11 protein-coding genes are annotated in these 11,737 nt (G+C 72.9%); 3 read left to right on the top strand and 8 right to left on the bottom strand.

Features of this window, described 5'->3' with window-relative positions; all coding sequences use genetic code 11:
• From SCA03_RS27470 to SCA03_RS27460, 3 genes are all read right to left on the bottom strand, one after another.
• Positions 1–406, bottom strand: a 406-nt coding sequence (locus tag SCA03_RS27470) for a PHP domain-containing protein (RefSeq protein ID WP_141275719.1), incomplete at its 3' end; no start/stop codon positions are given.
• 244 nt (positions 407–650) lie between these two features.
• Positions 651–1,106 (bottom strand): GNAT family N-acetyltransferase, encoded by a 456-nt coding sequence (locus SCA03_RS27465; protein ID WP_030876626.1) that lies wholly within the window; start codon positions 1,104–1,106, stop codon positions 651–653.
• An 84-nt stretch (positions 1,107–1,190) separates the two neighbouring features.
• Entirely contained in the window at positions 1,191–1,949 is a 759-nt protein-coding gene (locus SCA03_RS27460) for an SDR family NAD(P)-dependent oxidoreductase (RefSeq protein WP_030876625.1), read from the bottom strand.
• A gap of 208 nt (positions 1,950–2,157) precedes the next feature.
• On the opposite strand from SCA03_RS27460, the gene SCA03_RS27455 reads away from it, so the two are divergent.
• Together SCA03_RS27455 and SCA03_RS27450 are read left to right on the top strand one after the other, a co-directional pair.
• Positions 2,158–2,820, top strand: coding sequence for a TetR family transcriptional regulator (locus SCA03_RS27455; protein WP_030876623.1), 663 nt, complete (start codon positions 2,158–2,160; stop codon positions 2,818–2,820).
• 137 nt (positions 2,821–2,957) lie between these two features.
• Complete coding sequence (locus SCA03_RS27450) at positions 2,958–3,983, top strand: aspartate-semialdehyde dehydrogenase (RefSeq protein WP_086816605.1); 1,026 nt, start codon at positions 2,958–2,960, stop codon at positions 3,981–3,983.
• 207 nt (positions 3,984–4,190) lie between these two features.
• Here the strand turns inward: SCA03_RS27450 and SCA03_RS27445 are convergent, their stop codons facing one another.
• From SCA03_RS27445 to SCA03_RS27435, 3 genes are all read right to left on the bottom strand, one after another.
• The gene (locus SCA03_RS27445; RefSeq protein ID WP_051846802.1) at positions 4,191–5,264 is read right to left on the bottom strand and encodes a S1 family peptidase; all 1,074 of its coding nucleotides are present in this window, start codon (positions 5,262–5,264) and stop codon (positions 4,191–4,193) included.
• Positions 5,265–5,558: 294 nt separating this feature from the next.
• The gene (locus SCA03_RS27440) at positions 5,559–6,734 is read right to left on the bottom strand and encodes a slipin family protein (RefSeq protein ID WP_141275718.1); all 1,176 of its coding nucleotides are present in this window, start codon (positions 6,732–6,734) and stop codon (positions 5,559–5,561) included.
• 192 nt (positions 6,735–6,926) lie between these two features.
• Positions 6,927–7,781, bottom strand: a complete 855-nt coding sequence (locus SCA03_RS27435) for a DUF1684 domain-containing protein (protein WP_086817791.1) — start codon at positions 7,779–7,781, stop codon at positions 6,927–6,929.
• A gap of 326 nt (positions 7,782–8,107) precedes the next feature.
• Here SCA03_RS27435 and SCA03_RS27430 point away from each other — a divergent pair, with 326 nt between their 5' ends.
• On the top strand, positions 8,108–8,566 hold the full coding sequence (locus SCA03_RS27430) for a cell division protein SepF (RefSeq protein ID WP_030876617.1): 459 nt from the start codon (positions 8,108–8,110) through the stop codon (positions 8,564–8,566).
• Positions 8,567–8,644: 78 nt separating this feature from the next.
• Here SCA03_RS27430 and SCA03_RS27425 read toward each other — a convergent pair whose 3' ends face one another.
• Together SCA03_RS27425 and SCA03_RS27420 are read right to left on the bottom strand one after the other, a co-directional pair.
• Positions 8,645–9,829, bottom strand: coding sequence for an acyl-CoA dehydrogenase family protein (locus SCA03_RS27425; RefSeq protein WP_030876614.1), 1,185 nt, complete (start codon positions 9,827–9,829; stop codon positions 8,645–8,647).
• A gap of 45 nt (positions 9,830–9,874) precedes the next feature.
• Positions 9,875–11,533, bottom strand: a complete 1,659-nt coding sequence (locus SCA03_RS27420) for an MFS transporter (RefSeq protein WP_030893475.1) — start codon at positions 11,531–11,533, stop codon at positions 9,875–9,877.
• Between the last annotated feature and the right edge of the window lie 204 nt (positions 11,534–11,737).

The raw sequence follows: 11,737 nt of genomic DNA, 5'->3' as shown, positions 1-11,737 counted from the left end.
CCGGCGGCCCGCCGTCCGCCGCCGCGTGCGCCGCGGTCACCATCCGGCACAGCGCGGCCCAGCCGCGGGCGCCGTCGGCGGCGAGGAAGACGGCGCGGTGGGCCGGCTCGTCGACGAAGGCACCGCCCCGTACCGGGGTGCGCCGCCGCTTTCCCCCCTCCGGCGCGTCCCGGCCGGCGGGCGGCTCGACGGCCAGATCGACGCCGAACACCGGGCGCACCCCGAAGCGCGCACAGGACTTCGCGAACCGGACGGCCCCGGCGAGGGTGTCCCGGTCGGTCAGCGCGAGGGCCGCCATGCCGCGCTCGGCGGCCCGCTCGGCGAGCGTCTCGGGGTGGGAGGCCCCGTACCGCATCGAGAAGCCCGAGGCGGTACGAAGGTGTACGAAGTGCGCCGCATCCGGCATGTGCGTACACCTCCCATCGCCTCAGCCACCCCTCGGTTCTCCGGGCACCACCATAAACCAGCCATCGAACTTTTATTCGAAAACACCGGCCGACCGGACCCTTGCAGGTCGGCACCCCTCCCCCGCCTCCACAGCCCGGAGAACCGACACTTTTCCGCCAGCGGCCCGGTACCGCCGCACACGACGAGCGCCCCCGCCGCGGAACCGGCGGGGGCGCTGACGCCCGGAACTCGTACGGCGAAGGTCACAGCTCCCGGCGGAAGACGACACGGTCGAGCGAGGGCCCGTCGTAGTCGGGCACGGGCTCCGAGGCCGCGAACCCCAGGGCCGTGTGGAAGGCGATGGAGCGGGAGTTGACCGGCGAGGTGATGGCCTTCACCACCGTGCGCCCGTCCTCGCGGGCCCGCGCGAAGAACCGTTCGTACAGCTCCCGGCCCAGCCCCGTCCGGCGCAGCCCGGGCGCGACACCCGCGAAGTGGACATAGGCGTACTCGGGCTGCGAGGGGGACAGGAAGCCGATCAGAAAACCGCCGAGCGACCCGTCGGGCCGCTCGGCGATCAGGCTGGTGGCGAAGAAGTGGTCGACGAAGACCCGGGTGAGATCGCGGGACGCCGTACGCCCCCACCAGTCGTCGACGACGGCGATGACGGAGTCGTAGTCCTCGGGCCGTGCGGTGCGGACCGTGTACGCGTCGCTCATGCACGGCAACGTACCGTCCCGGCCCGCCCGGACTCCACGGGGCCCCGCCCCGCGCAGGAGCCCCGGAGCGAGCGGCCGCCGGGCTCACATGTGGGTGCCGCCGTCGATCCGCAGCTCGGTGCCGGTGATGAAGGCGCCGTCGTCGGAGGCGAGCATCGCGATGGCGCCCGCGACGGTCTCCGGCCCCGCGAAGCCCTCGCCCAGCATCGGGGAGAGCTTGGCCAGCAGGCTGTAGTCGGTGTCCTCGGGCAGTCCGGGGTTGTGCGTCATGCCGGAGGAGATGGAGCCGGGCGCGACGCAGACCGCACGCAGCCCCTGCTTGCTGTACTCCGAGGCGATGGCGTGCGTGAACGACTGGATGCCGCCCTTGGTCGCCGCGTAGGCGGCCATGTACGGGTGCGCGAAACTCGCCGAGGTGGAGCTGAAGTTGACCACCACACCGGAGCCGCCCGCCAGCAGCGCGGGCAGCGCCTGCCGGGTGACCAGGAAGGTTCCGGTGAGGTTGACGCCGATGATCCGGTTCCAGAACTCCAGGGTCATGGTCTCGGTGTGCCGGGAGTCGAGTATTCCCGCGGCGTTGACCAGGACGTCCAGCCCGCCCAGCTCCTCGATCGCACCGCCGGCGTCCGTGCGCACGGACTCCTCGTCCGAGATGTCGACGGTGACCGTGCTCAGCCGCTCGGCCGTCTTCCCCGCCAGCTCGCGGGTGGCCGCCAGGCCCTCCTCGTTGACGTCGGCGGCGGCGACCCGGCCGCCCTCCTCCAGGAGGCGCAGCACGGTGGCGCGGCCGATGCCGGAGCCGGCGCCGGTGACAAGAATCCTGCGTCCGTCGAAGCGGTTCATGAGGCCCTCTTCTCCTTGTCCCGCGTGGTCTCGCGTACCGCCGTCCGACCTGGCCGTCCGCTGTCGGCCCTCGCGCCGGGGACGGCGGACGGGCCGCGGGAACCGCGGGGAATCGATCTGCTTCGATTTCAAGAGTACGCCTACATGGCACACCGTGCCATTACGACTTCTTGTGCCTTCTGTGATCCGGCTGACGTACTCTGCCCGCATGGCCGCCGCACCCACGCCCCGTCCGTCCCTGACCGAGCGCCGCAAGGCCGAGACCCAGTGGGAGATCGCCCGCCGCGCCGCCGAGCTGTTCTCGGAGCACGGCGCCGGGCAGGTCACGGCGGAGGGGATCGCGCAGGAGGCGGGCGTCTCGCTGCGCACCTTCTACCGCTACTTCCGCACCAAGGAGGAGGCCGTCGTCCCGCTGCTGGCCGGCGGGGTGCACCACTGGCTCACCGATCTGGCCGCGGCGCCCGCCGGGCTGTCCGTGCCGGAGGCACTGGAGCGCGCCGTCCGCGCGGCGCTCACGCCCCAGGGGGAGCACGAGAAGGAGCGCACCGAGGCCCTGTCGCGCACCCGGGGCCTGCTGCGGGCCGTCCCCGAAGATCCGGCGCTGCGCTCGGTGTGGCTGCGGGTGCACGCGGAGGCGGAGGAGTCCCTGGTCCCGGTGCTGGCCGAGCTGGCCGAACCGGACACCGACCCGCTGGAGCTGCGGCTGACGGCGACGGCCGCCAACGCGGCCATGCGGGTCGCGATGGAGACCTGGGCCGCGACCGACGCCGAGCCCGACGACGCCGAGCGGGGCCCGGCCGCGGTGGCCGTACGCTGTCTGCGGGGGCTGACAGCGGGCCTGCGGGTCCCCCGGGCACAGCAGCGGGGGTGACCCCGCGGGCGGGCCGGGCCTGTGACCGAAATCAAAGGACTGGCCCCCGTACCACCGGTCCCGCAGGGTAGGGGCCTGCCGGGACAAGCACAGACCAGTGCCGGGCACGGCCCGGCACGATCAGCAGAAGGAGCCCCATGAGGATCGGGATCGTCGGAGCCACGGGTCAGGTCGGCGGCGTCATGCGCGACATTCTGGCCGAGCGGAAATTCCCGGTCGACGAGCTGCGGCTGTTCGCCTCCGCGCGCTCGGCCGGGCGCACCCTCCCGTGGCAGGGCGGCGAGGTGACGGTCGAGGACGCGACGAGCGCCGACTACTCGGGGCTGGACATCGTCCTGTTCTCGGCGGGCGGCTCGACCTCGAAGGCCCTCGCGGAGAAGGTCGCCGCCCAGGGCCCGGTCGTCATCGACAACTCCTCGGCCTGGCGCATGGACCCCGACGTCCCGCTGGTCGTCTCCGAGGTGAACCCCGAGGCGGCCCGCAACCGCCCCAAGGGCATCATCGCCAACCCCAACTGCACCACCATGGCGGCCATGCCGGTGCTGCGCCCGCTGCACGCGGAGGCGGAGCTGACGGCGCTGGTCGTCTCGACCTACCAGGCGGTCTCGGGCAGCGGTCTGGCGGGCGTCGCCGAGCTGGACGGCCAGGTGCGCAAGGCCGTCGAGGGCGACGCGGCGCGGCTGACCTTCGACGGCGAGGCGGTGGACTTCCCCGAGCCGGACAAGTACGCGCGCCCGATCGCCTTCAATGTGCTGCCGATGGCCGGTTCCGTCGTCGACGACGGGCTGGACGAGACGGACGAGGAGCACAAGCTCCGCAACGAGAGCCGCAAGATCCTCGACATCCCGGGCCTGAAGGTGTCGGGCACCTGCGTCCGCGTGCCCGTCTTCACGGGCCACTCGCTCCAGGTCAACGCCCGCTTCGCGCGCCCCCTCCCGCCGCGGCGGGCCGCCGAGCTGCTGGCCGGCGCCCCGGGCGTGGAGCTGTCCGACATCCCCACCCCGCTCCAGGCCGCCGGCCGGGACGCCAGCTACGTCGGCCGGATCCGCGCCGACGAGACGGTGGACAACGGGCTCTCGCTCTTCCTCGCCAACGACAACCTGCGCAAGGGCGCCGCGCTGAACGCGGTGCAGATCGCGGAGCTGGTCGCGGCGGAGAAGTGACCGCCGCGCGGCCACGCGCGCACACCACGGAACCCCCGGACGCACGCCGCGTCCGGGGGTTCCGCTGTGGGGGGTGAGGGGGCCCGCCGCGGGGGCGGGCCCACTGCCGTCCCGTCCGGCCGCTCCGGCCGGAGCCCGGCTGCACGTCAGCACATCGGCAGGACGTCACCGGCCGGGCCCGGCCGGGTTCGGCCGGTATGCCCTGTGTCAGCCGATCTCGGCGCCCAGCGCGTCCAGCGCGGCGGGCACCGGCTGGAAGTAGGTCTCGCCACCGGAGGAGCAGTCACCGCTGCCGCCGGAGGTCAGGCCCAGCGCCTTGTCGCCGGCGAAGAGGGAGCCGCCGCTGTCGCCCGGCTCGGCGCACACGTCGGTCTGGATCAGCCCGTCGACGGTGCCCTCGGGGTAGCTGACCGAGGCGTCGACGGCCTTGACGGTGCCGTCGTGCACCTGGGTCGTGCTGCCGCTGCGGGTCACCTTCTGGCCGACCTCGGCGTCGGCGGCACCGGAGATGGCCTGGGTGCCACCGTCGTAGAGGTTGACCTCGCTCGGGTGGTCGACCTCGCCGGTGTACATCGCGATGCCGTAGTCGTTGCCCGGGAACTTGCCGTCGCCGCTCTCGGCGATCGGCTGGCCGCCCTGGCTGTCGGACCACGAGGAGACGGCGGTGGTGCAGTGACCGGCCGTCAGGAAGCCCGGCTTGCCGTCCTTGGTGACGTTGAAGCCGAGGGAGCAGCGCGAGCTGTCGCCCCAGATGGCGTCGCCACCGGCGATCTTGGTGGTGAACTTGCCGTTGGTGCGCTTCAGTTCGGCCTTGCCGTCCTGCTGCGCGACCTGCTTCTTGAGCTGCGCGAGCTTCGCGCCCTTGACCGTCTGGTCGGCCGTGACGACGACCTTGTTGGTCTTGACGTCGACCGCGCGGGACGTACCCACGACGTCCTTCTCGGTCAGCGCGTCCTTGACGGAGTTGAGCTGGGCCAGCGTGTGCTCGACGACTCTGGCCTGCGCGCCCGCCGCCTCGACCTGCGCCTTGGCGTCGCTGTTGGTGACGTTGACGACCAGCTTCTTCGCCTTGGCGTCGTAGAAGGCGCCGGCGTCACCCTTGATGTCCGAGGTGAGCTTCGAGGCGAGCTTGCCGGCCGACTGCTGCGAGAGCGTCTTGACCGTGGGGGATTCCTGTGCGGCGTTGGCGGTCGTGACGGTGAGGGTCCCGGCGGCGAGGGCTGCGACCGCAGCTCCCGCGATGGCCGCGCGCCGCTTGGTTATCCGACGGTGCTGTGACAACTTCGAACCTCCAGTGGGGGGTTGGGCCGCCCAGGAGCGGACGGTCCAGGAGGAAGGACGGACACGGACCTCCTACCCCGTAGGAAGTCGCGTCCATGCCAACTCGACGCGGCGAGTATGTCGAGCCCGCCCGCGGGGACACAAGACCCAGTTCACGTCAGCCGACCGGAAGTTCGGTCACCCCGTCCGTCGTCACCCCGGTCCCGCCCGTCGCACGTCGTCCCGCCATGTGGACACTCGGGGCGACGCACCGTGCCCCGGCCGTGAGGACTACACCTGTCCGATTATCGCCCCTCAGCGACCGGATTCCGGCCCCGGGCCGCCCCTCGGCCGTCCACCGCTCCCACCGGCTCCCGGACCCCCGCCCCTTTCTTCCTCCTCCTCCGGAACCCACTCCTCCCCGCTCTCCCCCGGCTCCCTCAACTCCCCGCGCAGTTCCTCCGGAAGCTCCGCCTCCACCTCACCGGGAGCCACCGCCCCCGGCACCCCGGCGCCCGGCACCCCGCCCTCCGGCGACCCGGCCTCCGGCGACCCGGCCTCCGGCGCCTCCGCCCCGGCGATGGACGCCTCCAGCCCCTCCTCCCCGGGCAACTCGGCCTCCGCGAGCCGGGATTCCGGCAGCTCGCCCTCCGACTCCCCTTCCGGCCCCTCCTCCCTCTCCGCCTCGCCCTCCGGCCGCACCCGCCGCGCACCCGGGGCCGGCCCGGCGCCCTCCTCGCGCGGCGGGTGCCCCTCCAGAAACCTCAGCAGCTCGACGGGGAAGGGCAGCACGAGCGTCGAGTTCTTCTCCGTGGCGACCGAGGCGACCGTCTGGAGCAGCCGCAGCTGCAAGGCGGCGGGCGACTGCCCCATCCGCTCCGCGGCCTCGGCGAGCTTCTCCGACGCCCGCAGCTCCGCGTCCGCGTTGATGACCCGGGCCCTGCGGTCGCGCTGCGCCTCGGCCTGCCGGGCCATCGACCGCTTCATGGTCTCCGGCAGCGACACGTCCTTGATCTCGACCCGGTCCACGGTCACACCCCAGTCGACGGCCGGACTGTCGATCATCAACTCCAGGCCCTGGTTGAGCTTCTCGCGGTTGGAGAGCAGATCGTCCAGCTCGCTCTTGCCGATGATCGAGCGCAGCGAGGTCTGCGCCATCTGACTCACCGCGAACCGGTAGTCCTCGACGTGCACGATGGCCTGCGCCGGATCGACGACCCGGAAGTAGACGACCGCGTCGACGCGCACCGTCACGTTGTCCCGGGTAATGCCCTCCTGCGCCGGCACGGGCGCGGTGACGATCTGCATATTGACCTTCTGGAGCCGGTCGACACCGGGCACGATCATCGTGAAGCCAGGGGTCCGCACCCCCTCCCGCAGCCGCCCCAGCCGGAAGACGAGCCCCCGCTCGTACTGCCGCACGATCCGCGCGCTCGCGAGGGCGTACAGGACGGCGAACGCGAGCACTGCGGCAATCACTTCGATGACCATGGGGAACCTCCTGCCGCGCGGAACCGCACGGCCGTCCGACGGGCTTCCGGGGAGCTGCGTCAACCACCCCTGAACCAGGAGATACCGGGCATCACGGGGCGAACGCGGCTCACGGTAACCCCGTACCGCACCGCTCCCCGGCCCGGCTCGCCCTGACCCCCGCTCACCACCCCCGCCCCGCCCCCGCGGCCCTCACCCGTCGGACCGGACGGCCCGCTCCCCGGCCGGGACCCCGAACGGCAACCGGTTCCCCGGCGGCGGGAAAGGACACAGGAAGTGGTCGGTGAACGCACACGGCGGCAGCACCAGCCGGTTGAAGTCCACCGTGACGGCCCCCGCCGCATCCGGGGCCCGGGTCTTCAGAAAGCGGAAGCGGTAACTGCCCTCGCTGCCCTCGACCCCGCTCGTCCGGTCCGCGAGCACCGCCCACAGCCCGCCGTCGTGCTCCACCGCCACCTGGAGCGCCGCCTCCTGCTCCTCGTGCCCCGGCGCCGTGAACGCCAACTCCCCGGAGAGCCCCAGCCCGCGCTCCCGTCCGTCCGCGTTGCCGACCAGCACGCTGCGCTCCCCCTCGCCGTAGGGACGGAACAGCCCCGCGCGCACCCACTCCTGGTCGTACGGGAAGACGTCGATCCCGGTGAAGCCCTCCCGGGCCGGCGCGGCCGGATCGAAGACCCGCACCGCCCACTGGCCGTCCCGCCGCAACAGCACCAGCCGGCGCTGCCCGTGCGCCGCACGCGAGGCGCCCGGATAACCCTCGTCGTCCTCCCCCAGCGCCGTCCTGCCGTCGAGCACCGCACCGTCGACGGTGACGCCCTCCTCCGCCGACGCCGCCAGCAGCACCTCGTCCGTGCCCGGGGTCAGCGACCAACTGCCGGGCAGCCCCTCGACACGTCCGCCCGTGCCCGCCTCGGCGAGCCAGTGAGTGCCCGTCACCGAGAGCGGCCCGTAGGGAGCTTGGACGGTGCGCTCCCGCCGCCGGCACCAGCTCTCCCACTCGCCCCTGTCGTACGCCGCGCCCGCCGGGCCCGCTGTCGTATCCGTCATACCGGTCAACCTACGAGCGGGCCGGATGCCCCCGACGGACGGGAAAGGGGCCGAGGGCGCTCACTCACTCGGATGTCGTCGGCGGCCACCCGTCCGGACGGAACGGGGCAATACGGCTCATCCGTCACACCGTCACCGCCCAGGCAGGGCAAGCTCCCTGATCGTGCGCCACATGTTCTGCACCAGTCCCGTCACGAATCCCCTGCGCGACGGGTATCCGCTTGGCGCATCATCAGCATCATGGACGACCATAGGGTTTGCGGACCCGACGCGGAGCGCTGAACGGAAGAACGTGTGGGAACCCGCGCAGAGGAGAGGAGGCGTCCATGGGATCGGTGCGCAAGGCGAGTGCCTGGCTGGGCCTCGTCGACGACAGCGAGATGCGTTACTACGACTATGCCGACGGGCCGGATGACGGGCCCGGAGGGCAGGAACCCGCAGACGCCGCGCGCGACCCGTGGGTCACCGACCCCCGGGTGCGGGTCACGGCCGAGACGGCCCAGGACCAAGGCACCAAGATCGCGACGGTCACCCCGGACTGCTTCCGGGACGCCCGCGGCATCGGCGAGCTGTTCCGGGACGGCGTCCCGGTCATCGTCAATCTGACCGCCATGGAGTCCGCCGACGCCAAGCGCGTCGTCGACTTCGCCGCGGGGCTCACCTTCGGGCTGCGCGGCTCCATCGAGCGGGTGGCGAACCGGGTGTTCCTGCTCACGCCTCCCGACTACAAGATCGTGAGCAACGAGGAGCGCCGGGAGCCCGGCGGCTTCTTCAACCAGAGCTGACGGAGGGGTGTGGGGCAGGTCCGGAACCTCCCCACACCCCTCCGCGGCGACGGCCACGGCCCGCCGCCCGGTCCACGTTCAGCCGCGGAAGGCGTCCAGGCCGGTCAGGGCCTTCCCCAGCACCAGCTGGTGCATCTCGACGGTGCCCTCGTAGGTGAGCACCGACTCCAGATTCGTGGCGTGCCGCATCACGGGATACTCCAGGGAGATCCCGTTCGCGCCCAGCACGGTGCGCGCCGTGCGGCAGATCTCCATCGCCTCCCGCACGTTGTTCAGCTTGCCGAAGCTCACCTGCTCGGGACGCAGCCGACCGGCGTCCATCCGCCGCCCCAGATGGTGCGCCAGCAGGATCCCCTTGTGCAGCTCGACCGCCATGTCGGCGAGCTTCGCCTGGGTCAGCTGGAAGCCGGCGACGGGACGGCCGAACTGCTCGCGTTCCTTCGCGTAGCCGAGCGCCGACTCGAAGCAGGAACGCGCCGCGCCCATCGCGCCCCACACGATCCCGTACCGGGCGTGGTTGAGGCAGCTGAGCGGGCCGCGCAGCCCGGACACCTCCGGCAGTACCGCGTCGGCGGGCAGCCGCACCTCGTCCAGCACCAGCTCGCTGGTGACCGAGGCACGCAGCGACCACTTGTGCTTGATCTCCGGCGCCGAGAAGCCGGGCGCGTCGGTGGGGACGACGAAGCCGCGGACGCCCTCGTCGGTGCGGGCCCAGACCACCGCGACGCCGGCCACCGAGCCGTTGGTGATCCACATCTTGCGGCCGGTCAGCACCCAGTCGCCGCCGTCGCGGCGGGCCCGGGTGCGCATCCCGGCCGGATCGGAGCCGTGGTCCGGCTCGGTCAGCCCGAAGCAGCCGATGACCTCGCCGGCGGCCATCGCCGGCAGCCACCGCTGCCGCTGCTCCTCGCTGCCGAACCGGTGGATCGCGTACATCGCGAGGGAGCCCTGCACGGAGACCAGCGAGCGGATGCCGGAGTCGGCGGCCTCCAGCTCCAGACAGGCGAGCCCGTACTGCACGGCGCTCGCACCGGCGCAGCCGTAGCCGGTCAGCGGCATGCCCAGCGCGCCGAGGGAGCCCAGCTCCCGGGCCAGCTCGCGGATGCCCGGCAGCTCCCCGTTCTCGTACCACTCGGCGATGTGCGGCAGGACGCGGTCGGCGGCCCAGGAGCGGACGGTGTCGCGGACGGCGCGGTCCTCGTCGCCGAGCAGGTCGTCGATCCCCAGCGGGTCGGACGCGTCGAACGCGGGCAGCGGGCTCATCGGGGCGCCTCCGGCGGTGGAACGATCACGGCAGTGCGCCTGACGCTACGACTGGGTAACGCCCCGCGACAAGAGCTGCCCCGAGCCGCCGTGCCCCTCCGGACCGGTGGGGCGCTCCGCGCCGTCCGGCTCCTGCGGCTGGCCGTCCATCCGGCGCGGCAGACGCAGCGCCGCCAGCGCACCGACCAGCAGCAGACCGGCGCTGACCAGCAGCGTCGCATGCAGCCCGGAGACGAACGCGCCGCGCGCCGCCTGCCGCAGGGCCTCGCCGGAGGGCCCGCCGTACTGCGCGGCGACCTCGTACGCCTCGCCCAGCGAGTGGCTGGCGTCGTCGCCCGCGGTACTGGGCAGCCCGGAGTCGCCCGCAGCGCCGCGCACGCCCGGCCCGTAGGCCGCGTTCATGACGCTGCCGAGCAGCGCGATGCCGATGCCGGCACCGAGCTGGTAGGCGGTCTCGCCGACGGCGGCGGCACCGCCGGACTGCTCCGGCGGCGCCTCGCTGAGCATCGACTCGTAACAGCCGAACAGCGTGGTCTCCAGGCCGAAGCCGAGCAGGACGAAGCCGCCGATCAGCAGGCCGGGGCGGTCCTCCTCGCCGACGCCGGTCAGACACAGCACGGCCAGCGCGGTGACGACGAAGCCCAGCGAGACCATCGCCCGGGGCCCCATCAGCGCCAGCAGCCGGGAGCCGGCCAGCCCGGCCGCGATCGCCGCGACGGACAGCGGCAGCAGCCGCATACCGGTCTGCAACGGGGAGAGCCCCAGCACGAGCTGGAGGTACTGGGCGGCGATCAGCGCGAGCCCGACGAGCGCCAGCACGGTCAGCACGATGCAGCCGACGGAGGTGCCGAAGCCGGCCCGGGTGAGGGTGCCGACGTCGACCAGCGGGTGCGGGCGGCGGCGCTGGCGGCGGACGAACCAGGCGATGAGCACGATCCCGGCCAGCAGCGGCAGCCAGGTGCCGACCGAGAGCAGCTCCCCGCTGCCCGCCCGCTTGACGCCGAAGATCGCCCCGCACAGCCCGGCGGCGGCCAGGACCGCGCCGAACACGTCCCAAGGCCCCTCGGCGTCGCTGACCGACTCCGGCAGCAGCCAGCGGCCGATCGGCAGGCTGGCCGCCATCAGCGGAATGTTGATCAGGAAGACCGCGCCCCACCAGAAGTGCTCCAGCAGCAGCCCGCCCACCAGCGGGCCGACCGCGGCGCCCACGGCGGCGACGGCGCTCCAGATGCCGACGGCCAGGGCCCGCTCGCGCCGGTCGGGGAAGACCTGCCGCAGGATCGAGAGCGTCGCGGGCATGATCATCGCGCCGCCGACGCCGAGCAGCGCGCGGGCACCGATGAGCACGGCGGCCGAGGGCGCGTACGCGGCGACCGCGGAGGCGACGGCGAACAGCGTGTACCCGAACAGCAGGACCCGTCGTCTGCCGACGCGGTCGCCGAGCGTGCCGAAGAGGATGAGGAGCGAGGCACACATCAGCGGATAGGCGTCGACGATCCACAGCAGCTGGATCGACCCGGGCCGCAGATCCTCGGTGACGGCGGGGACCGCGACGTGCAGCACCGTGGCGTCGATCGCCACCAGGAGCAGACTCGCGCACAGCACCGTGAGCACGACCCAGCGGTTGACGTGCGCGCCCCCGGAACGCCGGCCGGGTACGGGCGCGTCCGCCTGCTGCGACCCGGCAGTGGTCGTCCCGGACATCTACGCACCTCCTCTTGCTCTCGCACCCGCGGGCCGCATCGGGGGAGTGGGAGGCCGCGGGGAGTCCGGCGGCCGGAGCGGTGTTCGGCCCGGTTCACAGGGGGCGAGTGGGCGCTAGCGTACGCGAGTCGTCGGGGCGTCCGGCCCGGCCCCGTCACACGGAAGCGCAGTTCACCGGCCATATGTCCGATACCTCCCGGACTT

Origin of the sequence: Streptomyces cacaoi (genome assembly GCF_006539165.1) — a bacterium.
GTDB lineage: Bacteria > Actinomycetota > Actinomycetes > Streptomycetales > Streptomycetaceae > Streptomyces > Streptomyces cacaoi.
The sequence above is the reverse complement of the archived record's forward strand: the minus strand, read 5'-3'. Positions and strand labels throughout refer to the sequence as shown.